The sequence below is a fragment of the Desulfatitalea tepidiphila genome, from assembly GCF_001293685.1.
GTDB lineage: Bacteria > Desulfobacterota > Desulfobacteria > Desulfobacterales > Desulfosarcinaceae > Desulfatitalea > Desulfatitalea tepidiphila.
Map to the genome: position 1 here is coordinate 1,679,303 of NZ_BCAG01000003.1, position 26,647 is coordinate 1,705,949.

25 protein-coding genes are annotated in these 26,647 nt (G+C 54.3%); 17 read left to right on the forward strand and 8 right to left on the reverse strand.

What is annotated here, in order from left to right; all coding sequences use genetic code 11:
- Nucleotides 1-19: 19 nt before the first annotated feature.
- Together DFT_RS12125 and DFT_RS12130 are read right to left on the reverse strand one after the other, a co-directional pair.
- Complete coding sequence (locus DFT_RS12125; RefSeq protein WP_161807139.1) at nucleotides 20-1,048, reverse strand: tetratricopeptide repeat protein; 1,029 nt, start codon at nucleotides 1,046-1,048, stop codon at nucleotides 20-22.
- Entirely contained in the window at nucleotides 1,045-2,079 is a 1,035-nt protein-coding gene (locus DFT_RS12130; protein WP_054031450.1) for a hypothetical protein, read from the reverse strand. Before DFT_RS12130 ends, DFT_RS12125 begins: the two co-directional genes overlap by 4 nt.
- 171 nt (nucleotides 2,080-2,250) lie before the next feature.
- Here DFT_RS12130 and DFT_RS12135 point away from each other — a divergent pair, with 171 nt between their 5' ends.
- The 4 genes from DFT_RS12135 to DFT_RS12150 are packed head-to-tail and all read left to right on the forward strand — an operon-like array spanning nucleotide 2,251 to nucleotide 4,726.
- A complete protein-coding gene (locus DFT_RS12135) occupies nucleotides 2,251-2,721 on the forward strand; it encodes a pilus assembly FimT family protein (protein WP_161807140.1) in 471 nt (156 codons plus the stop codon).
- The gene (locus tag DFT_RS12140; protein WP_054031452.1) at nucleotides 2,718-3,347 is read left to right on the forward strand and encodes a type II secretion system protein; all 630 of its coding nucleotides are present in this window, start codon (nucleotides 2,718-2,720) and stop codon (nucleotides 3,345-3,347) included. The genes DFT_RS12135 and DFT_RS12140 overlap by 4 nt, the downstream gene beginning before the upstream one ends.
- Nucleotides 3,348-3,368: 21 nt before the next feature.
- The gene (locus DFT_RS12145; protein ID WP_054031453.1) at nucleotides 3,369-3,986 is read left to right on the forward strand and encodes a PulJ/GspJ family protein; all 618 of its coding nucleotides are present in this window, start codon (nucleotides 3,369-3,371) and stop codon (nucleotides 3,984-3,986) included.
- Nucleotides 3,983-4,726, forward strand: a complete 744-nt coding sequence (locus DFT_RS12150) for a hypothetical protein (RefSeq protein ID WP_054031454.1) — start codon at nucleotides 3,983-3,985, stop codon at nucleotides 4,724-4,726. Before DFT_RS12145 ends, DFT_RS12150 begins: the two co-directional genes overlap by 4 nt.
- Nucleotides 4,727-4,927: 201 nt before the next feature.
- On the opposite strand, the gene DFT_RS12155 is transcribed toward DFT_RS12150, so the two are convergent.
- Nucleotides 4,928-6,394, reverse strand: a complete 1,467-nt coding sequence (locus DFT_RS12155; RefSeq protein WP_054030223.1) for an IS1380 family transposase — start codon at nucleotides 6,392-6,394, stop codon at nucleotides 4,928-4,930.
- A gap of 90 nt (nucleotides 6,395-6,484) precedes the next feature.
- On the opposite strand from DFT_RS12155, the gene DFT_RS25845 reads away from it, so the two are divergent.
- The 10 genes from DFT_RS25845 to DFT_RS12205 all read left to right on the forward strand — a co-directional run bounded on the left by DFT_RS25845 (nucleotide 6,485) and on the right by DFT_RS12205 (nucleotide 18,640).
- The gene (locus tag DFT_RS25845; RefSeq protein ID WP_152971964.1) at nucleotides 6,485-8,353 is read left to right on the forward strand and encodes a hypothetical protein; all 1,869 of its coding nucleotides are present in this window, start codon (nucleotides 6,485-6,487) and stop codon (nucleotides 8,351-8,353) included.
- A 562-nt stretch (nucleotides 8,354-8,915) separates the two neighbouring features.
- Nucleotides 8,916-11,084, forward strand: coding sequence for an acetate--CoA ligase family protein (locus DFT_RS12165; RefSeq protein WP_054031456.1), 2,169 nt, complete (start codon nucleotides 8,916-8,918; stop codon nucleotides 11,082-11,084).
- Nucleotides 11,085-11,185: 101 nt separating this feature from the next.
- Nucleotides 11,186-11,416: a hypothetical protein gene (locus DFT_RS12170; RefSeq protein ID WP_054031457.1), complete on the forward strand. Its 231-nt coding sequence runs from the start codon at nucleotides 11,186-11,188 to the stop codon at nucleotides 11,414-11,416.
- 119 nt (nucleotides 11,417-11,535) lie between these two features.
- Nucleotides 11,536-12,678 carry an MlaE family lipid ABC transporter permease subunit gene (locus DFT_RS12175; RefSeq protein ID WP_054031458.1) on the forward strand — a complete coding sequence of 381 codons (1,143 nt, stop codon included), beginning with the start codon at nucleotides 11,536-11,538 and terminating at the stop codon, nucleotides 12,676-12,678.
- Nucleotide 12,679: 1 nt separating this feature from the next.
- The gene (locus DFT_RS12180) at nucleotides 12,680-13,468 is read left to right on the forward strand and encodes an ABC transporter ATP-binding protein (protein WP_054031459.1); all 789 of its coding nucleotides are present in this window, start codon (nucleotides 12,680-12,682) and stop codon (nucleotides 13,466-13,468) included.
- Nucleotides 13,456-14,469 carry an MlaD family protein gene (locus DFT_RS12185; protein WP_054031460.1) on the forward strand — a complete coding sequence of 338 codons (1,014 nt, stop codon included), beginning with the start codon at nucleotides 13,456-13,458 and terminating at the stop codon, nucleotides 14,467-14,469. Before DFT_RS12180 ends, DFT_RS12185 begins: the two co-directional genes overlap by 13 nt.
- A 31-nt stretch (nucleotides 14,470-14,500) precedes the next feature.
- Entirely contained in the window at nucleotides 14,501-15,163 is a 663-nt protein-coding gene (locus DFT_RS12190; RefSeq protein WP_054031461.1) for an ABC-type transport auxiliary lipoprotein family protein, read from the forward strand.
- Nucleotides 15,160-16,785, forward strand: coding sequence for a glucose-6-phosphate isomerase (gene pgi / locus DFT_RS12195; RefSeq protein ID WP_235506217.1), 1,626 nt, complete (start codon nucleotides 15,160-15,162; stop codon nucleotides 16,783-16,785). The genes DFT_RS12190 and pgi overlap by 4 nt, the downstream gene beginning before the upstream one ends.
- 39 nt (nucleotides 16,786-16,824) lie before the next feature.
- Nucleotides 16,825-17,292 (forward strand): response regulator, encoded by a 468-nt coding sequence (locus DFT_RS12200; RefSeq protein WP_054031462.1) that lies wholly within the window; start codon nucleotides 16,825-16,827, stop codon nucleotides 17,290-17,292.
- A 355-nt stretch (nucleotides 17,293-17,647) separates the two neighbouring features.
- A complete protein-coding gene (locus DFT_RS12205; protein WP_054031463.1) occupies nucleotides 17,648-18,640 on the forward strand; it encodes a beta-ketoacyl-ACP synthase III in 993 nt (330 codons plus the stop codon).
- A gap of 41 nt (nucleotides 18,641-18,681) precedes the next feature.
- Here DFT_RS12205 and DFT_RS12210 read toward each other — a convergent pair whose 3' ends face one another.
- Entirely contained in the window at nucleotides 18,682-19,191 is a 510-nt protein-coding gene (locus tag DFT_RS12210) for an HNH endonuclease (protein ID WP_076750528.1), read from the reverse strand.
- Between the two features lie 560 nt (nucleotides 19,192-19,751).
- Here DFT_RS12210 and DFT_RS12215 point away from each other — a divergent pair.
- A complete protein-coding gene (locus tag DFT_RS12215; protein WP_152971965.1) occupies nucleotides 19,752-20,177 on the forward strand; it encodes a hypothetical protein in 426 nt (141 codons plus the stop codon).
- 10 nt (nucleotides 20,178-20,187) lie between these two features.
- Here DFT_RS12215 and DFT_RS12220 read toward each other — a convergent pair whose 3' ends face one another.
- From DFT_RS12220 to djlA, 4 genes are all read right to left on the reverse strand, one after another.
- Complete coding sequence (locus tag DFT_RS12220; protein WP_054031466.1) at nucleotides 20,188-21,156, reverse strand: hypothetical protein; 969 nt, start codon at nucleotides 21,154-21,156, stop codon at nucleotides 20,188-20,190.
- A 29-nt stretch (nucleotides 21,157-21,185) separates the two neighbouring features.
- Nucleotides 21,186-22,901 (reverse strand): AAA family ATPase, encoded by a 1,716-nt coding sequence (locus DFT_RS12225; RefSeq protein ID WP_054031467.1) that lies wholly within the window; start codon nucleotides 22,899-22,901, stop codon nucleotides 21,186-21,188.
- A gap of 23 nt (nucleotides 22,902-22,924) precedes the next feature.
- On the reverse strand, nucleotides 22,925-23,497 hold the full coding sequence (locus tag DFT_RS12230) for a hypothetical protein (RefSeq protein ID WP_054031468.1): 573 nt from the start codon (nucleotides 23,495-23,497) through the stop codon (nucleotides 22,925-22,927).
- Between the two features lie 212 nt (nucleotides 23,498-23,709).
- Nucleotides 23,710-24,465, reverse strand: coding sequence for a co-chaperone DjlA (gene djlA / locus DFT_RS12235; RefSeq protein ID WP_054031469.1), 756 nt, complete (start codon nucleotides 24,463-24,465; stop codon nucleotides 23,710-23,712).
- A 405-nt stretch (nucleotides 24,466-24,870) separates the two neighbouring features.
- On the opposite strand from djlA, the gene DFT_RS12240 reads away from it, so the two are divergent.
- Both DFT_RS12240 and DFT_RS12245 read left to right on the forward strand, forming a co-directional pair.
- The gene (locus DFT_RS12240) at nucleotides 24,871-25,650 is read left to right on the forward strand and encodes a hypothetical protein (protein ID WP_054031470.1); all 780 of its coding nucleotides are present in this window, start codon (nucleotides 24,871-24,873) and stop codon (nucleotides 25,648-25,650) included.
- A gap of 140 nt (nucleotides 25,651-25,790) precedes the next feature.
- On the forward strand, nucleotides 25,791-26,618 hold the full coding sequence (locus DFT_RS12245) for a hypothetical protein (protein WP_054031471.1): 828 nt from the start codon (nucleotides 25,791-25,793) through the stop codon (nucleotides 26,616-26,618).
- Nucleotides 26,619-26,647 lie beyond the last annotated feature (29 nt).

Genomic DNA, 26,647 nt, shown 5'->3' on the forward strand with positions numbered 1-26,647 from the left:
TATTGGGATACACGCTGTCTCAATTTGTCGGGCAGCGGTCCATGCAACGGCTACTGAGCACACTGCGAACCAACTGCATATCTGGCAGATACGGCATCATATTTGGATTTTGAACCGTGAGACCGATACAGTCGGCCAATTGATCTCCTCCAACTATTCTGTTTAGCCGGCAGACATAGTCATCCAGCCCTTCCGTATGATTCAATTTCGCATTTATCTCGATAATGGCTATTAAGGCCGCCATGTTGCTGGCGTCGTTCTTGAACAGTGCTTTCCAGCATGATAGTGCCGCCTGGATATCGCCCAACAGTCTGTGGCTTTCGGCCATGATCATCCAGGCGATCTTGTCGTGTTTTGACCGCATCCCCAATAGCCTTCCTGAGAGCTTCAATGCCTCTTTTAATCTTTGCGTTTTTAATAATGAGAGCGCTTTGAGACTGAGAAGATCCGTGTCATCGGGCCATCGTTCCAAGCCCTTTTCAATGATTTCTAGCCCTTTTGAAAAATCGCCCATTTTTACGTTAACCTGTGCCAGTTCATGCCATACCTGGGGATTAATGTCATAAAAAAACCTGGCCTTTTGAAACCAAAATAGCGCTTCTTTCAGATCATGTTGTTTATCCGAGGCATACAACCCTAAATTATAATAAGCTACACCCTTTTGGTGCAGGTTTTCGAAATTGTCATTTTCGGTGGCCTTAAGGTTTAGTTTGTACGAAGCCTCATGTTCCCCTGCTATCCAAAATATCTTGCCAAGGTTTACATAGGGTAGACTTAACATCGGATAAAGCGCTATGGCATGCCGCCATAAATTGTATTCACTGCGAAATATTCGGTTGTAGTTCCAAGTCGTGTGCATAACGGACATGCACCACAGGGTCAGGCCTGCAACCAAGCTGCTTTGCAACCATCTTCGGTAATAGAAATGATCGAGACTTCGAACCGATGCCAAGGCAAGTGGCAAAAATAGCAACATGCTGGGGACATAGTTGCGATGTTCATAAATCAATTCGAGGTTGAGAAATGAGCTTTCAACGGCATGATTCAAAAAGAAAAAAAACCGCAATAGGCGAATAAACGATGTCGGCGTGCCAAGTGGCAAAGGAGGCTAATCATGGCCACCAAACCGATAATAGCGGCAACCGCTGTCCAGGGTGACCACAGAGAATCAGAATAGGCGACATCATGCAGCATGGACATGCGCATGGTCATAGGCAAGACAATCAAGGATAGGTAGAAAAAAAGTACCCGGGGCTGGGTCAACAGGCGCTGGACCATGGTAAATGGTCTGTTTTCGTATGGTTTAAATAAATCCTGCGGGTCGAGATAAAGCAAACTCAAACCGCCTAAAATCATAGTCAGACCCAGACATAACAGAAAGGTCCGTCGCAGGGTGCGCAAATCCATTTTTTGAAAAAAAAACAGATCATAGAGCAAAAGCGCGTAGATCAGCATCACTGCATTTTCCTTGCTGAGCAATGCACCGATGCCACCTAAGACGCACCAAGCATAACCGACCTTACGCGAGCGGCCACTTGATGCACCTCGGCCGACCATGTATCCATACATGGCCGAAACATAGAACATCCCCTCCATGGAAGTCATGCGCTGCACGATATAGGTGACGGCGGTGACCTGAATCGGATGGCAGGCCCAGAACACGGCAGCCAACCAGGCGATGAGTGTCGCTTTAGAGTCATAGCGATGCTGAAAAACAGGCAGGGTCAGGGTGCCGCGAATCCATAGAAACAAAAAGAAAGCGGCCAGCCAGTGAATCGCGAAATTGACCACATGGTAGCCAAAGACATTCAGCTTCCCTACCCGGTAATTGAGGGCAAACGACAGATAGGCCAAGGGTCTGGCGATGACCTGTTTTGGTGGGCCGGCATTGAGTGCCGACATCACCTGCTCGCCATTCACCCGGGTCATGTGAACCCGCTCGTTATGGATAATGTTGGGATAGTCGTCGTATTGCCATGAGGCCTGAAAACTGTTGCCGTAACAAACCAACAGCAGCAAGAGGAGGGACAATGCCGACAGGCAGATCGTGATGTTGCGGGGGGGGCGGTGGACTCCCATAGGGTGGTTTTTCCTATCTGGACCTTCTAAAAAAAAATCTGTGAAAATGCCAAGCCTCCCTAAAACCATGGAACGCTGCCAAATTCAAGCCCGCACGTCTGCAACGGCTTTGTTCTTTATCACGCATCAAGGCTGTTTCTTTCTCGGCAGCCATTTGGTATGAAGGAAAACATGCGGATAAAAATCAACAACAACGACGACGGCTTCACACTGTTGGAGGTCATCCTGGTGCTGATCTTTATCAGCATCTTCGCCACCATTGCCGTCTCCCGCCAGGCCAACCCGGACGTGTCCCTGACGGCAGCCGCGGAAGTGCTCAAGGCCCACATTCGTTACGCCCAGATGCGTGCCATGAACAGCACCATACCCTGGGGAGTCCATGCAGAGGCGGGAACCTCCTACTGGCTGTTTAACGGCACCGACACCGGAAACCGCCAATATTTCCCCGGCGAAAGCGAGGACGAGGTAGACCTCACAGCCGACTACCTCAACATCGCCCCCGAAAGTTTTACCCTTCGATTCGATCAGTGGGGCACACCCTCCGGGATAACCTTTGTTGGGGGAGAGGCGGCGATCAATTTGTGGAGCGGTGCCGAAACCGCCAACATAACGATCATCGAAAACACAGGATTCGTGAGATGAGTGACCCCATCCAATCTGCCATCAGCCCCAATCGCCGAAACGGCCGTGCAGTCCAATCGATCGCTTGCAAGTCATCGCCATTCAATCAAAATCGACAGAAAACCTCAACTTTCATACTTTCATACTTTCATACTTTAAACTTCTTTCCTTATTTCCATCCCCGCCATCCGATCCGCAACCAACGAGGTTTTACACTCCTCGAAATCATCGTCACCATCATCATTTCTGCCGTGCTGGCCACCATCCTGGCCGAAGTGATGTCGGGTCAGACCTGGCGCAGTTATCAACCGGTCCAGGTCATCGAGGAGAACCTGGCCCTGCGGGCTGTGATGGATAACGTCACCTCGGACTACCGTGCTTCATTAAAAGCCCGCAGTGAAGATGCCACTCGATTGATCACCCTTCAGGATCGAATCCGAACGAGCGGGTACTATTGGGACGCGAGTGATCCTTACACCAATGGGGTTTCACTCGAGGCTAAGGCGACCTGTATTGCTTTTGATACGAACAACAATGAAGACCCCACGGCTGCCGAGGAAAATTGTGATTTGGCGGATACGCTGCTCAAGGTGACCCTATCCGTTGCCGGTACGCAGCATCAGTTGACAGCCCTTTTTTCAAGGTAGGATCGCACGGAGTACCGAAAAATGGCATTTCACCCGGGCAGTTGCACCAACCGAAGCCGTCATCTTGGAAACAGCGGTGGGTTTACATTCATAGAGGTGCTCCTGTCCCTTGTTTTAATGGCAATTCTCGCATCTATTTTTGGCATGGGCCTGGTGGCCGCTATGGAAGGGTATGACTTCAGCCGGGCCAACACGAATGTCAGCCAGAAGGGACAATTGGCCATGGCGCGGGTGATACGAGAGTTGACCGAATTGTCCTACATTCATCATATCGTAGGTGAAAACACCATCATCTATCAACGGATCCAGGATAATGCCAGCGGCATTCCCACACCTCGGAACTTTGCCATTCAATTCAGTGCATCGGACCAAACCCTTCGCCTCCATACGGATGTCGAACCCGATATCGAAACACTCATTCCTGATAGTGGGGACATCCTCGTCAATGATGTTCAAAATTTCGCCCTTCAATATCACCAGGGCGAAAACCTTCTGGCCTGGGAGTTCGACTTGAACCTCCTGTCCACCATCCAAATCCGCTTGAACCTCAACCGACCGGATGCACCCGGCCGTACCCAAAATTTCGTTACGCTGGTCCATATGCGCAACACCGACAACCTTGGGGGGGCAGCCCCATGATAACACGCGTTAAAACAATACGCGGCAGCGCCCTGATTGCGATCATCGCCGCTATTCTGATTTTTTCGGTGCTGGCCGCCAGCTTGATTCCCATGATCGGTTCCTCCAGCCGCCAGGCGGCCATCTCCGCATTGGCGGATAGGGCCTACTTTTTAGCCGAATCCGGATATCGTTTCTTAGACGGCCAGTATCGCAATCCCGTGCTAAACGAAGTCGGCCGGAATACCGCCCTGGAAGCCCTGGATGACGAAACATTCACCCTTCGAAATGAGGAGCTTGATCAGGAGGGGCAGTTTCACCTTCGAGTTTACAGCTATTTTTACCCGATCGCCGTCAGTGCACCGGCTGGGCAAACCCAAATCACGACCACCCCCCCTGGCCGTCTGCCACTCAACATCGACGATGACGAAGATGCAATACAGATTCAAAGCGGGGCCATGCTCAATGTCGACGGCACCATACTATCAATAACGGGATTAGGGGGCCCATTGACCCAGGACGGCGACGTGATCTTCACGGTCAATCCGCTTCAAGAGGAGGTTGCCGTTGGTCAAATGGCTTTTCCCGTCGCGTTGTCAGAAGCGGTGACCCTTACCACCGATGGCAACCTGCCATACCAATCCGGGCACGGAGGGATGTTCCCGCTTCGTAACGGCAATGTTTTCGTCGACTACAGCATCAAACTCAATTATCGCTATAACAACAGAGAAGAAAACCGTTTCGAAGGAGTTACTTCCTGAATTTTGCACGCATACGGCCGTAACGGCTCATGCCCGCTAAATTCTCGAGATGGATCAAATCTACCGCGCTCGTCCTCAGGCCGCCGTCAGTACCAATAAAGAGAGCGACCTGAAGTAGAACTGCCCGACAGAATGCGTCGTATGTATTTATAATGAATCATCATATTTCCATGCAAGAAATTTTGTGCATTAACAACAGATCTACCCGCCAGGTGCCTGGAGTATACCGCCAGCCCATGGCCTGGGCTTGAACCTTTTTTCGTCAATGTATTTCAGGAAAGACATCAATGCCGGCGTTCGGCTGTCATGGATAGAATAACGAACCTTATCTCTATTTGAAGCCGTAACCACCTTGGCCGCGATCATTAACAGGCGCAACCGCGCAATGCGCACCGTGTTGGTTTGGATGCCTTCAAATCCATGGCCTCCGGCCGCTTGTCTGGGGTATGCGCTCTGCTCGGCCAATATCTTCAAATAGCGCCAGATATTGTAGGCCAGCATGACGATTTGGAAATAGGCATAGTTGTTTTTAAAGCGAGACGAGGGGATGGCATCCAGACCTTCGCGCTTGGCTTCTCCCACAAGATTTTCGACGTCGGCCCGCTTGTCATACTCGGCGATGACCTTGTGAGCCGCACGGCGTAAATCCGTGCAAAAGATGCGGTACTCATAACGATCAGCCTCAAACAGTTCGTATTGCACGCATCGATCTTTGGCAACATTTTTATCTTTGGGGATTCGCATGGCCACGAATCGAACCGGCATCTGCCATCCCATTGGCTGGTAAACACAGCTGTTGAACTCATAGGCGTTGCGCTTGTGCGGGCGGTACCAGCGCCGTGGATCAAATGGCGGTTCGCACCCTTTGTTGGCGATGATGAAATTGTAACCGGCCTTGATGCATTCATGGATGCTTTCCCAGCTTTGAAACTCGGCATCCGCGCGGATCAACACCTGCCTCACACAGCCGGGAAGGTATTGTTTGATTTTGGCGATAAACGAGGCGGTTTGCTCGCCGCTGATGGTTTCGCCCTTGCGAAGTTTGCCCAGCAGGTACTCACGGCTTTGTTCGATGAAGCATAACACCGGGCGGTATCCCTTTTTGCCCCGATTTCTTGGATTGTGGCCTTTTTTCGCCCCCTGCTGGTTGCCGAAAACCGTTTCCACGGTCGTATCGATATCCAGGCAGATGCGGTAGTACGATAGATCGCAAAGCCGCCAGACCCGCTCACGTAAATGGGCCATCACAGCCAGCAGTGAATTGGCTTGGTTGATACCCAGGCTGTTGACATAGCGCCAAAATGTGCTGGCCACCGGAAGCCGCGTCAGGTTGAAAAATCCGCACAGCATCGCATCCAGCCGCAGGTAGGAAAAATGCCAAATTCGGTTGAACCCTATAAACAGTAGCATCAGCAAGCCTGTCATCATCGAATAATGGCCCAGTTTGGGTTCACGGGCCGGCGCTTTATAGGCGAAGTCAAAAATTTCTCGAAAACCAACCAGATCAAAAAATTTGATCAGCGGCAAAACACCGCCAAATGCGCTCAGCTGCTCGCTGCACGTATCATAAGCGGTTGACGCATTGATTTTCTTGGCCTTCGCGCCATTTGGGCTAAATCCTTTAGGGTTGCGGTTTTTGCTGAAATCTGATTTCTTGGATTTTACCATCTGGGTACCTCCCTGCTTTTATGGGTTGGCTTCGTAACCCCCATTGTAGCAAGGGTTCCCAGATGGTTTCTACCCTTTCTCGCTATTCAGGTGCAAAATTCAGGTACTTACTCGGATGACTATGGCGCAAACCCGGTAATCGACGCCGGCAGCCATATCATCCTGACTAACTATTCACGGGTGCATGCCACCGGTATTTCCGGCGATGCCGAGCGGGAAGTAATCTATTTTAATGCCCTGTCCTCTTCACGTGAGCCTTCCCGGAAAATTGAAAATATCACCTCAGACGACCTTACCCCCGCAGAACCGGATTCAGTAACGATCGCAAATGGTGATCCGGAATCGACCGGCAACCAGGCCATTCAGATCACATCCGCAGATGGCAGTGCCCTCCTTTCGTTGGATCGGCCAAGTACTCAACGGGCTTTCGATTACTACCGCAGCAGGGCTGGTGGATTTTTAAGCTATGATGCTCAGGTGAAAGTTGGATTTCCTGGGAGCACTATTCCATTTAATTCGGCTGCCGGCCTTTCTTTCCGACTGAACAATTTAACGTCCAACCTCAATTACAACGGTTATGGACTTTCATTTGCCCGTGGTGGCGCTGATCTTTTAGGAGGTCTTCTTCCTGTTGAAGTATACAATCATCCGCTCATGGTGCTTTGGTATCAGACGATCGATCCTGACAATAATGTCTCCCGCCAATGGATAGGATATAAGAAATTGATTTCTTATATATATCCAGCACCAGATAACTTTGATGATGTCATCAATAATTGGACGAGCACCTCGGCTTTGTGGAATGTTGCTTCCATATCTAATCGCGACGGTGAGCTCACCCAAGCTTGGAGGTATTATGGGAGTGCCGGAGGCGTACTCACATCACCAGGAATTGTCATCGATTGCCCTACAGATCTGACCTCCTGTGACCAGGGAGCACCAGTAATTCTAAAATTCTGGTGCAATAGACCTTTAGATAGCAGGCGCATATTAAGGGTCTTTTCGAATGGAAGCCCAGTTTATGGAGAATCCCCTACATCCGCTGGAGGATATAATGGTTGGTATTCTTACGTCATAGATCTGACCGGGAGCATTAATTCCGGGGACTCGATCCAAATTGAGTTTGAAAGAACCCCAAGCACCTACCCTTGGGCCGAATGGATTATTGATGATGTGGCTCTGTTTTACGAATGGCCTGCACACAATTCCACCCTCGCAGTTCGCCTACAGGAAGCCGCAGTGGTTAAATTTACTTCGGGTGGAACCGAACCGTTTGAAGTGGGTGACCGCGTCTATGCTCAAACCAGCGGTGTGATTGGAACAATAATCGCAGATCCACTGGTTAATGACCCGAGTTGGTCGACCGGCAATGCCACGGGTGCCATTTTGTTGAACGATCTCTCTTCCAACAACCCCTTTGATCCCGGCGAACGAATTATTTCTATCGGGCACACCAACAGGGGTGCGAATGTTGATTCCCTCTACAGCCCTGCGATTGATGTCGAGCCCTATGATGCCGAGCCCTATAATGTCATCAAAGTGTATTACGCCAGCGAGGCAGGCAATCCACCGCCAGACCCCGACAATCCACCCGATCCCGCCACCCCCCTTGACGCCTATTCGCTCCCCTACCCGAGACGTACAACAAATGAAAGCTTGATATGGCCCGTTCCCGAAGGCGGTGAATGGACAGCGGCACGGGACTATTTTCGCCTCATTCAATGGGATGAAATTAACGAAGATATAAGTACTGGAAATCGTGTTGAACGACTGACCGACCACGCCATTCGTCATTATAATTCCGCCCTGCAGTCCCAACCCCTCACTGCTGGCGCGATCGGTGAGCTCGGTCTGCACGCCTACGGCACCGGCACCACCAACATCTACTTCGATGATTTCGGCCTGAAATTGGTTGCTCCGCCGGCTCGCGGAGGGTTCACCGCTCCGTTCCAGCAATAGCTTCATACGAAACCATTTTTCCATTTCTTTGGTGACCGATCGGCCTGCCTCCCAACAGCCACTACTGACCGAAAAAAAATCTCTTTGACGGGTATACTTTCCCCCCCTTTTTTTAAAAAATTCTCATCGCAACCGGCATGGCAGGCGTGGGTGGGACAGGTGGCCAGGGCCACGTGAGCCGTGCGGTTTAGTGCCGCTTTAATGCAAACGGCGGACAAGCGGCCCAGACTGTTTGAGCGCAGCGAGTTTCTGGGCCGCCCGCCGTGCATTTTAGCGGCACTTGACCGCTTGGCGTGTGGCATCGGCCACCTGTTCCGCCCACGCCGGGTTTAACGAATGGCAGTCAGTTCCGTCCACTGGCATGCCCGTGGCTTATGCTTATTCCTTCGGGATAGAATAGCCCTCCGCCTCCCAATCCCGTTTCATCCCAAGCCAGTTTATGCTATGGAATCGACCCTATCGTTGCCGTTGGATCATTCGGTTTGATTATTCGGTTTTCGGATATGTTTTTGATTTTGGATTTCAATATTCCAGTTCAATCAAAGCGTCAGAGAGGTTTCGTGTGAACCCCCATATCGCCACCCCTCCCCTGCCCCCCGGCCCACTGAACGAGCACGAGGCCAAACGCCTCTTACGCCGATTCGACATCCCGGTGGTCGAAGAAATTGCCGTCGACCATGTCGACCAGGCCGTTTCCGCCGCCGATCGTCTCGGCTACCCGGTGGTGCTCAAGGGGTTGGGGAAATCGCTGCAGCACAAGACAGAGATGGGCCTGGTGCGCCTGCATCTGCACACCGAGGACGATGTGCGTGCGGCCGCCGCGCAAATCACCAAAGCGGGCGGAGAGGCCCTCGAAGGGCTGCTTGTCCAGCCCCAGATTACCGGCCAGCGTGAATTGATGGCCGGTCTGTTCCGCGACCCCCAATTCGGACCGGTGGTCTTGTTCGGCCTGGGCGGCACCCTGACCGAGGCCATCGACGACGTTACCCTGGCGCTGTCCCCCCTGGATCAAAAAGATGTGGAGCGGATGATCAGCGAGGTCCACGCTCAGAAACTGTTCGGTCCGTTCCGTGGCGAACAGCCCGTGGATCGCGACGCACTCGGCCGTATCCTGTCCGGCGTGTCACGCATGGCCGTGGCGCACCCGGAGATCGCCGAAATCGACATCAATCCGCTGCGGGTGACGCCCGATGGCCGCATCGTGGCGGTGGATGCCCTGATCGTGGTGGGGGCGCCGCCCCAAGAACCGGCGCACACACCGCCGGTGCCGGCCCGGGAGATCGGGGCCCTGTTCCACCCCCAATCCATCGCCTTCATCGGCGCATCGAATCAACTGGGCAAATGGGGCAACATGCTGGTGAGCAACACCATTGCCGGTGGTTATGCGGGCAAGATTTTCCTGGTCAATCCCAAAGGGGGAACCATGTTCGGCCGACCGGTCTACGCCCGGGTCAGCGACATCCCCGAGACCGTGGACCTGGCCGTGGTCACGGTGCCGGCGGCGGCCGTGATCGACCTGATCCCCGATTGCCGGGCCAAGGGTATCCGATACATGGTGCTGATCAGCTCGGGCTTCGCCGAGACCGGCGCCGATGGCAAAGACCTCGAAGCGCGCCTGGTCGAGGCCGCCCGCGAAGCCGGAATCCTGGTGCTGGGGCCCAACACCATGGGCATCGCCAATCCCCACATCCGCTTGTTCGCCACCGGCGCCACGGTCACCCCGACCCCGGGGCACAGCGCCATCGTGGCGCAGTCGGGCAATATGGGCAGCCAGTTGCTGGGGTTTGCCGAACAGCAGGGCATCGGCATCCGCGCATTTTCCGGCAGCGGCAACGAGGCCATGATCACCATGGCCGACTATCTCGAAGGTTTGGAGCGCGACGAGACCACCCGCACGGTATTGATCTATGCCGAGGGATTCAAAAACGGCCGCCGCTTTTTCGACAGCGCCCGCCGCATCAGCCGGCAAAAGCCCATCGTCCTGCTCAAGGGCGGTCAGACCCAAGCCGGCCAGAAGGCGGCGGCCAGCCACAGCGGCGCCATGACCACGGACAGCCGGGTCTTCGACGCTCTGTGCCGGCAGGCGGGCATCACCCGTGTCTACCGCCCCATGGATCTGCTCGATCTGGCTGCGGCCTTCGATTCGGTACCTCTGCCCCGCGGCCCGCGGGTCGCCATCATGACCTTCGGCGGTGGCTGGGGTGTGGTGACCACCGACCTGTGTCAGTACCAGGGGCTGACCATTCCGGATCTGGACCCCGGCATCGTGGCCGAAATCGACCGCCTGCTGCCCCCGTACTGGAGCCGGGCCAACCCCGTGGACCTGGTGGGCGATTTCAACCCGGAGATGACCCTCAAGGTATTGGACATGCTCATGCGCTGGGAGGGGTGCGATGCGGTCATCAACCTGGGCATCATGGGCCGTCGCATGTTGATCGAGCGATTGACCGACGCGGTTTCCACAGCCGACCCCGACTATCCCAGGGATTTTCTGGAACCGGTCGGACAGCTGCTCATCCAGTTCGAAAAGGAATTCATGGCCCGCAGCATCGAACTGATGACTGAACTGAAAAAACCGGTGATCGGCGTCAGCCTCCGCGCCGATTCGGATTACCAGACCGTGATGGGGCTGCCCGGCGCTCGTTACAAGGGGGTTTACTACCAGACCCCCGAACGGGCCGTGTTGGCCCTGGCCAAGATGGTGGCCTACCATCGCTATCGAACGGGATAGACAAAAGACTTGTCAACGTTCTTTACCTTGCTTACATAGGACAGATTCATGAGAGGTCGTTGCCGGACAACGACGTAAAAGATACATCGAAAAGGGACCCTATGAACCACCGCAAATTCCATACCCGGCGCGTCATGGACTACGACATCGGCCACCTGGTCAAAAGCCCGTGCCGGGACTGCGCCACCCGCTACCAGTTTCCGCGCTGCAGCGCGACCTGCGACATCCTCGACCGCGTCCAGACCTATCTATCCCAAAGCATCTCCAGTTGCCGCTCGTTTTCTGCCCTGGAACCCTATCTGATTCAACTGGATGAACGGCCGTCGAAATAGGCCACCTCATTTATTGGTCCTCATTTATTGGTTTGGCAAGCGGTTCTCAAATCTGTTACTATCACGGCCATATCATTGGACGAATCCATTCATCATCTCTAAATGGCACCGGAGGATCAATGCCCGACTCCTTGCCACCCGATGCCGATCTATACCATCTGATGGCCGGTCCGGAAGGCGCCATAGGCATTCAACTGCTGGGCCGCATCGACCATCGGGTGGCCGCCCGGTTGCTCAAGCGTCTGCTTGCCGACATCACGTCCAGGGATCCCCGGCAGGTGACCTTCGACCTGAACCGAGTCACCTATTTCGACGATTTCGGCGTCCTGGTGTTGTCTGAGCTGCGGGACCGCCTGCATGCCGACCAGGTTCCTGTCCGCATCGTCCAGCCGCCTCCCAAGGTGGCCGAAATCCTGGCCATGACCCATTTCGATCAACCCGAGCGATGTGCGGCGCTGGTTCCCAAGGGGTCGGGCAACCTGGTCCTCCGCCTGGGCGATGCAGCACTCAAGATGGCCGACAATCTCCGCTTTCTCGTCTCCTTTCTCGGTTCCGTGGCCCTGTGTTCAATTCAGGTGGTGCGTCATCCCCGCAAACTGCGCCTGGGCGACACCATCGTGTTGATGCAGAAAACCGGCGTGGACGCGATTCCCATCGTGGGCATGATCAGTTTTCTGCTGGGTCTGATCATGGCCTTTGTCTCCAGCCTTCAGCTCGAACAATTCGGCGCCAGCGTCTATGTGGCACGCCTGGTGGCGCTGGCCATGGTTTCGGAGTTGGGGCCGATCATGACCGCCATCATCGTGGCCGGCCGATCCGGCTCAGCCTTCGCGGCCGAGATCGGCACCATGAAAATATCCGAAGAGGTCGATGCGCTCTTTACCATGGGGTTTTCGCCCACCTTGTTCCTGGTGATTCCCCGGATGGCCGCCGCCATGCTGGTGGTGCCCCTGCTGACGCTTTTTTCCGATTTTTTCGCCATAATGGGCGGCATGGTGATCAGCGTCTCGATGCTGGATTTGACGGTGAGCACCTATGTGGACCAGACCATCAAGGCCTTGTCGCTCTTCGAATTTTTTTGGGGATTGGCCAAAAGCGTGGTGTTTGCCGCCCTGATCGCCTGGATCGGCTGCCTGCGCGGTTTCGAGGTGCGCGGCGGTTCGGCCGAGGTAGGCAATGCGGCCACATCGGCGGTGGTCAGCGGCATTTTTTTGATCATTCTTTTCGACTCGATTTTCGCGGTCATCCGCAGCTATTGGTAACATGACAGAACAGACGCCCCCAGCCATGATTCAAGTCCGCAACCTCGAGGCGCGTTATGGCGACACGCCGATTCTCGAGGATGTCACTTTCGATGTTCAGCGCAGCGAAATTCTGGCCATCATCGGCGGCAGCGGTTGTGGCAAGACCACCTTGCTGCGTCACCTGGTGGGACTGAGACGCCCCCATAACGGACAGATCGTCATCGCCGGCCACGATATCACCCAAGCCGACGAAGAAAAATTCGGCGAGGCGCAGCGCAGCATCGGAATTCTGTTCCAAGGCGGCGCCCTGTTCGGCTCCATGACCATTGCCGAGAACGTGGCCCTGCCGATCCAGGAGTACACCGATCTGTCGCCACAGGCCGTCTCCGCCCTGGTGCGCATGAAGTTGAGCAGCGTGGATCTGGCCGGTTATGAAAACCACCTGCCTTCGGAACTGAGCGGCGGCATGATCAAGCGCGCGGCACTGGCCAGGGCGCTGGCCCTCAATCCCGAGATCCTCTTTCTGGACGAACCCACGGCCGGACTGGACCCGGTCATATCGGCCGAAATCGAAGAGCTGATCATGCGCATCAACCACAGCATCGGCACGACCATGGTGATCATCACCCACTCGCTCAATATCATCTTTAAGGTTGCGCATCGCATCATAATGCTCGATAAATCGGTGAAAGGCATCCTGGCCGAAGGCGATCCCAACGTACTCAAAGACAAGAGCCCGAACCCGGCGGTTCGCCGGTTCTTCAACCGTCAGGCGACGATTTCGCAACGAAACGTATGGCCACGTTAAAAACGAAATTCAGCGTCGGTTTGTTCCTGATCATAGGGATGGCGATCATCATCGTCGGCGTGGTCTGGCTGGGCATGTCCAACTACCTGGAAAAGGGGCGCATGTTCGTCGCCTACTTCGACGAGTCGGTGCAGGGGCTGGACAAGGATTCTCCGGTCAAATACCGCGGGGTCTACATCGGCCGGGTACATCACATCGGCGTGGCCGACGACGAGCGGCTCATCGAGGTGGTCATGAAAATCGAGTCGGATTTGAGACCCAACGGCCCGGACGGCCGCCAGATCGTGGCCCAGCTCAAATCCGTGGGTATCACCGGCCTGATGTTCATCGAGCTGGAACAAAACAAAGACGACGAACCGCTGATTTTCCCACCGCCCGGCGTGACCCCGCCCTATCCCGTGCTGCCCACCCGGCCGTCGGAGATCAGCAAATTCTTCAAGGGGCTGGAGGACATGTTCGCCATTTTCAGGGCCCTGGACACGCGGACCATCTCCGACGAGCTCACCCAGGCCCTCAAGAAAATCAACAGCGCCATCGACGAGGCACAACTGGATGCCATGGTGGCCGATGTGCGCGGTACCCTGCAGCATTTTCAACGCTTGCTGGCCGCCGAAAAGCTCGAGCGCCTGATAGCTTCCTTTGAACGAACCTCCGGCACCCTGAACCAGATGGGGGACAATGCGGACGGCGGCATCGATGAGATCCGCCGGACGGTCGGCCGCATCGACGCGCTGGTGGCCACCGGCGGCAGCGACCTTCAGGAGGCTGCCGGGGAGCTGAAAGCAGCGGCCCGTGACGTCGGCCATGCCCTTCAAAACGCCGCGGTCATGCTGGGAAACACAGACCGCCATGTGGACAGCGTTCAACGAAATATCAACCAGACGCTGGAACGCATCGAACGCGCCAGCGATACCCTGAACCTGCTCCTCGAACGGCTTGCCGCCGAACCTTCCCGGCTCGTGTTCGGTGGTTCGGTGGAGGAAAAACCATCTGCCCCGTAACGACCGGCATTGGAAAGGAAGACACGCTGCGATGAAACGGCCAAACCACCCGAAGTACTGGCCCTGCCTGCTGATCGCCATGGCCATGCTCACCGGCTGCGCCGCCAGCAGGACGTCCAAGCCGACCTATTACTACACCCTCGATTACCCGCCGCCAGGCATCACTGCGACGGAAAGGCTTCCTTTTGTGCTTCGCGTCGACCGCTTTGCCGTCACGCCGCCGTTTGAAACGCGGCGCATGATCTATGCGGACAAAGGCCTGCATCGTAACGCCTACGCCCATTTCCAGTGGGTGGCCGCCCCGGGAGAGATGCTGTCTTTTTTTCTGGGCCGCGATTTGCGTGAGAGCCAGGCATTCGATGCCGTGTTGCCGCCCGACACCGCCGCACCAGCCACTCACGTGATCAAGGGCTGGATCGATACCTTCCTGGAGGAGGATTTTGCGACCACCGGCCAGGCCAGCCTGGCGCTGAGCATCATTCTGATGGATGCCCGCGAGACCGACGCCACCCGCCGCATCCTCTTTCAACAATCGTATGCCGCCAAAACCGACTGCGCCGCCAAGACGCCGGCAGCCCTGGCCGAGGCCATGAGCCGGGCCGCCTCCAGCGTATCGGCCCGGATGGCACAAGACATTTATGACACCCTCGGACGAATGAAAAAAAACATCAACCAGACAGGAATCAGACCATGACAGCCCCCATCCACACCAAGCGATTGGATCAACTGGATCTTCACAACACCCTGAAGGCACGCGCCGCCGCCATGCAGCGCCCAGAAAACCATTTGAAACGGCTGTTGGCCGAGCCGGATCGCTTCGAGTACTTTTCGGCCAACGGCGGCGGCCTGTTTTTCGATTATGCCCGTCAGCGGCTCGATCAGGAGACCGTCAAAGATCTGGTGAGCCTGGACGGCCGCCTGGGTCTGCGTGAACGCTTCGCCCGGATGTGCGACGGCGCCAAGCTCAACGTGACCGAAAACCGGGCCGTGCTGCACACCGCCACGCGGGAGTTCGGCAACGTCTCCATCCAGGTGGATGGTCGCGATGTGATGCCCGAGATTCGCGACGTCCGCGAACAGATCCGGATCTTCAGCGAGCGGATTCACCAGGGAGAGCTGCGCAGCGCCGGCGGCCGGCCGTTCACGGATGTCGTGGTCATCGGCATCGGCGGCTCCTATCTGGGCACCGAATTCGTCTCCACGGCCCTGGCCGCATTTGCCGACAAGAAGATTCGCCTCCACTATCTGGCCAACGTGGACATTCACAACTTCGGTGCCGTGGCGCGGGCCATCGACCCCCAAAGCACCCTCTGGGTCGTCATTTCCAAGAGCTACACCACGGCCGAAACATCGGCCAACACCCACCTGGCCGAAGAGTTCATGCTCGACAACGGCATCGAACCCGCGCGCCACATGGTCACGGTAACGGCCAAGGGAAGCCCCGGCGACGATCCCGATCGGCCGGTTCTGCGAACGTTCCACATGTTCGACTACATCGGCGGGCGCTACAGCGTGACTTCGGCAGTGGGCGGCGTACCGCTGAGCCTCTACCTCGGATACGATCGCTTCGAGGCGTTTTTAAGAGGTGCGGCCGAAATGGATGCCCATGCCCGCACCGCAACCCCCGAAGAGAACCTGCCCTTGCTTGCGGCCCTCATCTCGGTGTGGAACACCACCTACCTGGGTTACGGCCAGCAAGGCATCATCCCCTATGCGTCTCCCCTGGCCAAACTGGCGCCGCACGTCCAGCAACTCAACATGGAGAGCAACGGCAAGGCGGTGGATACTCAAGGAAAAATGTTACCAGAGCCTGCCGGCGTGGTCATCTTCGGCGAACCGGGCACCAATGCCCAGCACTCGTTCTTTCAGCTCGCCCATCAGGGCAAGGCTTTTCCCATCGATTTCATCGGCGTTCGCCAGCCCCAGTACACCCAGTACACGGTCCGCTCCAAGGGGGTGACCCATCACCAGGAGTTGTGGGCCAACCTGCTGGCCCAGGCCCGTGCCCTGGCCGAGGGGCAGGACAATCCCGACCGGGCGCGCCATTTCGACGGCAATCGGCCTTCATCGATTCTGCTGCTCGACGATCTCGGGCCGATCAACGTGGGGCGTCTGCTTGCCTTCTACGAGGCGCGCACGGTCTACGAAGGCTTTATCTGGGGTATTAACTCGTTCGACCAGTTCGGCGTGGAGTTGGGCAAAAAGGTGGCCGACAGCCTGCGCGCCCAGATCGCCTTGAGAAACGACGATCCGGACCACCGATTCGCTGGGATCGACCCCATCTCCGAAGACTACTTGGAGATGTTGTTCGAGTAAATTCTCGATCATGACGCAAGAGAGAGAGAGGAGGCTGCCATGCTGCCCGTTCGTATGCTTTTGGTGGATGATGAAAAGGATTTCATCGAAACCCTGGCCCAGCGTTTGCTGGGACGAGGGTATCAGGCCGACTATGTGCTGAACGGAACTGAAGCCCTTCGATACCTGGAAACGTACAAGGATGAGATTGACGTCGTTCTGCTGGATCTCAAGATGCCGGGCCTGGATGGCGTCGAAACCCTAAGGCGCATCAAGGCCATGGACCCTCTGATCGAGACCATCATGCTCACCGCTCATGGCACCATTCCCACGGGTGTGGAAGCGATGCGCATCGGCGCCCGCGATTTTCTGGAAAAGCCGTGTGATCTTGAGCAACTGACCGCCAAGGTAGAGGCTGCCGCCAAGCGCAAAAGGGAGCGTGAAAGCAAGATTTGGGATGTACGCACCCGGCCCTATATCACCGATCGTGAAAAGGAGGAGCTGATCGCTGCCATTCTGAATTCATAGAAACCGGCTGGCATCGAGAGGCCGTCTGGTTTCCATTGCATCAGCCTATGCAACATAAAGATCCGAAACATCATTTCGAAATATCTGAGCGAGTACCCTGCCCGACACTCAATTGGGTCGGCACGAGTCCTAACCCACCTAAAAGATGTGAAAAATATTAATTATCCCGATTCCTTGAAAAATCTCATCCAGGCGTTCGATGGCCATCCAACACCAATTCGCTTTGACTCTGTAATCATATTGTGTTTTATAGGAAAGCTTTCGTTGAGCAGTGGACGAGCCCTCCGGGGCCACGCGCTCGTTTGCTTAGGAGATATGCATGTGTTTAATTCTATTTCTGGAGTAGGTACTTACCATGCCTTTTGCACATATCATCGGAACCGGATCGGCCGTTCCGGAACGTGTCCTGACCAATCAAGATCTTGAACAAATTGTCGATACCACCGACGAGTGGATCGTTCGACGCTCGGGTATCAAAGAGAGACGCATTGCCAGGCAAGACAAAAACGAGACCACGACGGAACTCGGCCTCTCCGCAGCGCGCCGAGCCATGCAAACAGCGGGTGTCACTGCCGATCAAATCGATGGTATCATCGCCGCCACCGTAACCGGCGATCGCCTCTTTCCATCGACCGCCTGCATGATTCAAAAAGAACTCGGCGCCGACAATGCCGCCGCCTATGACATTTCTGCCGGTTGTTCCGGTTTTGTTTATGGATTGGAACAGGCCAATAACGGCATCCGTATGGGGGTCTCCAGGACGGTACTGGTCGTGGGCACCGAGCGCTTGTCATCGGTTTTGAATTGGGAGGACCGCAGTACATGCGTCTTGCTGGGCGATGGCGCCGGCGCCGTGCTGCTCCACGGCTCGGACGAGCCGGGGGGCATACTGTCCACGCACATCAAATCGGACGGTCGCCTCTGGGACTTGCTTTATGCCGAGGCAGGCAACAATCCTCCGCCCGCCATGCTCGAAAGTCTGGCCTTCCTTCCGCACCACTTGAAGATGGAGGGCAACCGGCTATTCAAGCAGGCCGTACCCTCCATGGTCAAAATTGCCGAGCAGGCGATCGAACATAACAAATTGAGCCGCGAGGATATCCAATTGATGGTACCCCACCAGGCCAATGTGCGCATTTTACAAGCAGTGGCCGAGCGGCTGCAGATACCGATGGAGAAAGTCTACACCAACCTCCACAAATATGGGAACACATCGTCCGCTTCCATACCCATCGCGTTGGACGAGGCCTATCAGGAAGGTCGGATCAAAAAGGGCGATTATGTGTTGGTGGTTGCCTTTGGCGCAGGACTGACCTGGGGGGCATCGATCATCCAATGGAGCCTCTGACCTGCTGGCTGAACGGGTGGCCGCAGGTCACCAGCAGCAGGTCAATCGATGAATCCCAAATGCTGCCAGAGATCTTCGATCCCCACCCTTTTGAGGCGAAGCCGCAGGAACTCCGAGATGGTGGGCTGGTGGGGTGGGCGCTTGAGAAACATACCGGCTTCCGAAGGCAACCGGTTACCTTTGCGCGTATTACAGATGCGACAACTGCAAACACAATTTTCGAACGTGGTCGAACCGCCTCTCGACCGGGGAATGATGTGGTCGATGGTCATCTTGCCTTTGCCCTCCCCACAATAGCAGCAGCGAAAGCCATCCCGAATGAGCACATTGCGTTTGCTGAAGGGGACCCTGGATCGGTAAACGGACCGAATCAATTTGATCAGCTTCAGGACGGACGGAATCCGCATGACCATCCCGCCGGCCGCTTGGACGATCTGCTCGGAATAGCGCAATACGGTGACCTTGTTGTTGACCACCAGACGCATGGCACGCTTCCAGTGGACCACGTTCATAAAAGAGTAGTCTGCGTTCAATAAAACACACTGTGTCATAGAGGCCGTATTTCCTCCAGGGCTACAGCTGTCGCTGGACTGCCTGTTCAATAGTGCCCATCCACAAATGACCAATTTGCCCGATATCTGCGTTGCGCGAAAAATTTAATCCTCAGGATACCAAATAGATGCCTGCGGTTAAATTTTGCGTGCGCCTTGATCTCGACCAAATTTGCCTATCTGTGGACGGGCACTAAATATGGATGCCAGCCCTTCAGGCCGTCATCCGGAATTGATACGAGTCAAGTTTTGATCCATTGATTGCAGCTATATTGATATGCCTGCCGCCGACCTGTCAACTATTTCCAAGCGAATCCCCGGAAACGAATCGCTCCGCCAGTGGCGAAAGGCCGATGATTCTCTGAACCGCTTATCCTGCCGAAAAGGAGCCACCTTTTGCCAATTCTCGGCAATTTGTGAGACAAACGGCATCGGAAAACAATCATAACTATTTATAATATTTACGTTTTACCACTGAAATAAAATCAGGCACGGATAGTGCAGAGGCAGACGAAAGCAGTGCCGAATAACCGATACTATACCGGGATTGTTAAAAAAACATGAGCCTGGAATCGATGGATAACAGCGTGAAGCAAACCAGAGAAAAAAATGAGAGCCGGATAATCGAATTCAAAGGTACCTATCACCAGGGATCGGACGATAGGTCGATGGTCGTCCTGGTACAGTTTGACGGTGTGTTACTGCATGTCTGGCATCAATCTGATCCATTTTATCGCATCGTGTCATGCGATGTGTTTCAAATCGCGGGATCCCTCACCAAAAGAAGGCGCTGTATCAAACTCTCGAACGGGGATCGAATTCTCACCGATGACATCCCTGCGCTACGGGCCCTATCGCAGTGCCATGCCGGTGCAGACCCATCGAATGACTCCCCTTCCAAATCAGTATGGGTGGCGGCGACATTGGGCTTCATATCGCTGCTGGTGGCCGTCTGGTGGTTCTCCCTCCACACCGCCCAGTTTTGAAATCAATGTCTTACTGATATTCGCGGTCCGTTTTGCCCACGAGGCTCGACCGGATGTTTTTATGAATCTGAAGAAGCGTGTTGGTATCCCCCATGTGGGATTCAATCCATTCCACGGGCACGCCGTATTGATCAGCCAGGGCGTCGAGCGCCTCCTTCAGCGTACCGAATTGAATTCCGGGGTCGATCCAGTATCTCTTTTCACGGCGGGGGTCATAGAATTGCAGGTCGACCGCAATATTCAGGGGCGGCCATTGATCGTGCGGTGTGAAATTTTCCGGTCTTTCCGGTGCCCTTTCGCCGCCGGGAACCGGATCTTCCTCTGCCGCGCCCGGCACGCCGGGCGACGGATTGTCTTTCGGATCGATGAATCGCGTGTTTTCTGAATCCAACGCGGTCAGCAAGCGTGAATGAATCAGGCCCAAGTCATTTTCTTCCCCCATATTGGCTTCGACCCATTCGTTCGATTGGCCATAGATTCCGGCCAACGCCGAGACGGCATCTTTCAAGGCTTTGTGGCGGGAATTACGGCTTGCCCAATACTTTTGAGGCCGATGGGGATCGTAAAAGGTCAATTTCCTGTTTTTTTCAACGATGCCGCGATCGATGGCGATTGGCGCATCCGCCCTCCTGGACGGTGTTTCGATGTCCGATGGGGGCTCTTGCGGAATGGGGGTTACAGGTTTCGGCGCCGACGCCGTATTTCCAGCGGTCGCGGTGGCATTGGGCGGATTCGGACCAGGGCCGGGTTTGGTCCCGCTCTTTTCTATACGGGCCACAATCTCTTTGGCATACCGCACTTCAACGGTTTTCGTGCCGTGAAGAATAAAATGCACGTACTTTTCAGATTCCCAGACCCGCTCCGAGATCTCGATCGTTCCATCTTTCAAAACGATCCGATCACTGCCGACATCACCTGGGAACAGGGCCATCCAGCAGGCCGATATCAAAATGGATATACTTCGAAAATTGTCGGGCATGATCAAATCAATGGAATGGTAATTCGTCCCTAGTTCGTGGTTTGATTTCCAGTCTGAAAGTCAATCTCAACCCGTCGGTTCAGCCGCCTGCCTTCTGCCGTTTCGTTTGAAGCGACAGGATTCTCGGCGCCCATGGCAAAAATCTCGATATTTTCCGGTGGCGCACCTTTTCCCACAAGGTAGGATTTTACGACGCTGGCACGAAAACGCGATACGCTCTCATTATAGCCCGCAGAACCGCTTGCGTCGGTGTAACCGCGAACATGCACCACTTTATCGGGTTGCCGTACCAGGTAGTTGGCGATGCGGTCCAGGACGGCATAGGAACCGTCTTCAATCTCATTGGAATTGATCGTAAAATGAACCATAATCGTCTCGTCCATCAGGGGGAGGGGTTCGATCTCCCCAACACCGCTCGTCGGGTTTTCCTTAACTTTAACTTTAGGCGCTTGGCTTTCTTTGGCGGTCTGCCCCACGCTCGATTCGGCCACATTGCTTTTAGCTGGGGTGGCGGCAACGCCGTTGGCCGCAGATGACGATGGTTTCTCAGCCCCTGCCCCGCCAGCGGCCGTCATGTTTTCCATGCTCTGGCTCAACAACGCCTGCTCCTTTTCCAAGGTCGATCGGTATTGTTGCGGGGTGAGATCTTCGGCATCGTATTTTGGGCGTTCCTTGCTGGTAATCTGGGTGATTGCATATCCTCCAAGCAACACCAGCGCGATGACGATACACGAATAAAAAATCTTCCACAGAGGCGATCTTGCCGTCGCATTCGTCTCCCCTTCTTCGTCTTTTGGGGATGCCGGTGTATCCGTTATCTCTGCCATATCTGCCGGACCAGGAGGCGTCACATGTCCACCGGATTGTCTGGAGGCTGCATTGCCAATCGTTTTAGACTCGATCGTGTTCATGGTGGCGACCATCCCTTTGACACTCGATTTAATCGGAATGCGCAACTCCTGGGCGCACTCTTCAATGATTCGGGCATCGATTGTCTTGGCGTTGCGCGCATATCCGGTCAGTAGCGCGTGGTCGCAAAGAATATTGATCAGTCGGGGAATGCCTCCGGAAAATTGATAAATGCCATCTATCGCCGATGCATTAAAAATCTTCTGGGTCGTACCCGCGACACTTAAACGATGCTGAACATATTCACCGACCTCCTTCTTCTCGAGGGGGGTGATATGGTAACGCACCGTAATCCGCTGCGCCAGGGCCCTGTTCTGTGGCGCTGTGAGAATCGTATTGAATTCCTGCTGGCCGACAAAGAAGATATTGATCAGTTTACGGTCTTGCAGCTCGATATTGGAAAGCACGCGGATATCTTCCATGAGCCGATGATTTAATCGCTGGCTCTCATCAATGATCAACAGGACTTGCTTTTGGTCTGCATAGCTTTTGTGTAAAAAATCACGCAGGTGAAGTAAAAACGCACCCTTGCTGTCAAAGGTGCGATTCATTTTAAACCCGTCGGCGAGAATGTTGTAGAAGTCCATGCTCGTCAGGTCGGGGTCGGGCAAGGTGGCCACTGCCGTGTCCATGTCGAGCATTGAAATCAGGCGGTTGATGAGCAGTGTTTTGCCTGTGCCCACCTCACCGGTGAGAAGCAAAAAGCCCCGATTATCGAGAATCCCGTAACGAAGCGTCGCCAATGCTTCTTTGTGCTTTTCCCCCAACCACAAAAATTTTGGATCGGCAGTGATCTGAAATGGTTTGGTTTTAAGCTGATAATGGTCCAGGTACATGGCGAGTCCGTTTGTTTGGGTATTTAATCCTGATCCGATTTTTTGAAGATAATTCCCCGACTGTAATAAAGATAGATCATGATCCAGAAAACGATAAACAAAACGATATATGCGGTACGCTGTCGAACCAGCTTCTGGCGTTTTTTCTCGATCAGGTTCGCCGAGTTTTTCAGCTCTCGCTTGACCACTTCCAGTTCATCCATGAGGCTTTTGACGTCAGAATTTTCCGTATACCCCATCATACGTTTCAGCTGAGTTTCAAAACTTCGCACATTATAGGCATCAAACAACATGCGTTGCTTTTCGGTGAGACCCGATAAGTCGTGAATCTCCTTGGCCAACTCGATGGCATAAAATTTTCGAAATGGATTCTTTTCCGGCACCTCCCCGAGCTTGGCGAGTCTCTGGGCAATGCCGCCTTCCAGCTCCGCGTTGATCTGTTGAATCAGCAGTTCGCTGTTCTTGATTTCCGTGTTGTTTTTCAACAGATCTTCCCCGGAAAGGGATGAGATGAAAAAAATGAGTGCAATGGCCGTCGCACAGCTGGCCACGATTCTAAAAAGTACAAACACCTCACGTTTGACCAGAAAAATCATATCGCCTTCCTTTTTCAGAAACAGGCACGCTTTGCGTCATCTTGTTCAACAGTTGAATCGGTTAGGTCTAACCCACTTATTTTACAGGGCGGATTAATATTATGGGTGGTAACCCAATTTCTCTCGATTGTCAATAAAACCAACTGGGTACCAAGCCCAAAGGATATTTTCATCCGCTTGCTGAGATACCCGATCCAATTCCTGTCCCGCGGTTACCTGATCGTTCTTTCTTTTTTTATGGTTTCGTATGCGTTTTGAATTTCTCGGAACTTTTCATGAGCCAACTGAATAAATTCATCCGGCAATCCCTTGCTGGCGATTTTATCCGGATGATATTCCTGGACCAGTTTTCGATATCGCTGCTTAATCATGTCATCGCTGTCATCCGGCCGACAGCCGAGAACCTGGTAGGGTACGTCGCCGGTTCCGGCATAAGCAGCCCGTACCTGTTGATATCGCTGCTCGCTCATCCGGAATATGCGCACCGCACCGAGAATCAAGCTCTCCTCGGTGGCATTGAGAGCGCCGTCGGCCACGCTGACCCGCAATAGAATATCGACCATCATCTCGATAAGATGGGGTTGTCCTTGAAAATGATTGTAAAACTGAAGGGCAAAGTCGTTAAAGCTGGCGGGCGATTCGAGCGCCGTGCGAAAAATGTTCAGGGCAACCGACTTGGCTTCGGGAGACAGACGCAAATCTCTGACCGCAAAAGCTTCGATGGTATCCATCTCCTCCGGGCTCACCCGGCCGTCGGATTGCGTTAACTTAGCCAGCATTGAAAATGCGCCCACGAAAAAAGCGAGTTGAGATGCCTCCAGTCCGGAAAAGTGAGGTATCTGGTCCTCCTGCAAATCCCTGGTACTGCTATCGAAGGCGTGTCCGAAAACAGCGCCTGCAATAGCCCCCAACGGACCGCCCAAGGCGAAACCAATCGTACCCCCCAATAATTTGCCGACAATTCCCATATCGCACTCCGAGCCGATGTACGGCGTAAATTCAAAAAAATGTACCTACTGCCCCACCACAAATGGCCAATTTTCCCGATAACTGCGTTCTGCTCAAATTTTATCCTTAGAACATCAATTACATGCCTGCGGCAAAATTTTTCGCACGCCTTGATCTCAACCCAATTTGCCTGTTTGTGGACGGACACTACCTATCATACTTGACCGGCTTTGATAAAGCGCTAACCCGGGCGCCTCGCAACCGTTCCTTCGGCCAGGAATCTTTTTCCGGTCCGTGTCGCCAAGATCGATTCCCAAGGTGGATTGTTTCAATTTAGTCCTTGATAAACATTCAATTCATCGGTATTATTAGTAAATTATATTTATTACGACTCATTGTGGTTAACCTGTTTGAAAGGGAATTCGATGTTTACATGGTGGCAAAATTTAGATTCAGTCATTGTCTTCAACAGTTGGCTGCAATTGATTACCATGATCGGCGCCGCACTGACCACCATCAGCATCCTGCTGCTATGGATCAATGGCAATCGTATGTCCCGATATCTCATCGAACGGGAACAAAGCGCGAGTAAAAAGATCAAGGCCGTTGAAAAAGCGGCCGAAGAAATCCGCAAAGAACTTCTGGCAACCCAGCAGAACCAGGACATTGCCGATCAACGCAGGCGCCTGGCCGAAATGGATGCCGGCTCACTGCGCAAAGAGATGGAAAAAATTCGCAGCCGATATGCCTCGGCGGAAAGTGTCTTAAAAGACCGCATTGACGAACTGAAGGATATGAACATCACCAGCAGCGGCATAACGACCCAAAACATCGAGCCGGCAGCTCAAAAGGGCGCACTCGACAGTGAGCAGAAAAAAATGCTGGCCAAGCTGCTCAATTCCGGTCCCAAGGGAGAAATGGACATCATTTCGGTGTTGGAAGACCCCACCTCACACGAGACCGCCATTGAGCTGAAGGAACTGTTTGACAGCCATGGATGGTCCACCTCGGAAATCATCCAGAGCGCCTTTACCCATCCGCCGGAAGGTTTTGTACTGGTGATCCACAGCAAACAGACCGCTCCATCCTATGCCAAATTCCTTCAACGGAGTTTGACCACCATTGGCCTGCCCGTGTCTGCCCAGGTCAATACCAAATACCGTGAATGGTCCATTTCCCTTATCGTCGGCCAAATCGATCAATGACATCAGGACGCCTGAACACACAACCTTCGGCCATTCAAAACGACCGAACACATCGGTAAAATGAGACAGCAAACGACTCACATTCCATCAACGTCAAAAAGGCACGACGCCATCCAGCGGGTGCCGATGTGGGAGGACGAATGACACGCATCGTTCATACGGCCAAATATATAAAAGAACGCTATCGCAAATTCCAACTGATCGCATTTGCATGTGCGGTGGTCACCGTGGCGGCAGCGCTGCTGGCCGCATTCTCGGGGCTGCAGGTGAACAAGCTTCAAAAGGCCCAGGCCCAAAAGAGTGCCGATACGTCCCCAAACTCTGAAAAGGTCCTCAAGGTCTGGATGGAAAAGGAGATAGAGAGCCTCAAGGCGATACTCACAAAGACCCAAAGTGAACTGGCAAAAGAAAGAGAGGCCGCTGCCACCCAGCAGAAGACCATCGATGATTTGAAACGACAATTGGCGACCATCACCGCAAAGGCACGCGCTCTGGAAGCAGAATTGGAAAAGCCATCGCCGCCGAAAAGCGACACCGGCTCAAAGGGGATCCCCACACCCCCGACGGGCACACCGACGGCCCCTTTATCACAAGAACCCCGGCTAACGCCCGGCGCCGGCACATCGAACGACACGGAACCAAATACCATCCGGGAACCCGAAAGTCAGCCGACGGCTCAACCGCCGGCGCCACAACCTTCGCAGCCCGTCGCCCCAGCAAACGATACGCAATCGGCGCCTGCCCAAAAACCCGATGCAGCGACAACGCCACAACCTCAACCATCGCCCCTGCCCATTACGACGCAGACCTCCACTTCAGGCAATGCCGCAACCCCATCACCGCAGCCCGATAGCGGTGCACAAAGTCAAGGGGCCCTTACGCCTGCGGCCGTTCCCTCGGGCGAAAGCAATGCGGATCGATCCAAGACAATTTCTGAAGAGCCGTTGACGCCCGCCCAACAGCAATAACAGGCTTTATCTGCACTCTCGGTTTGCAG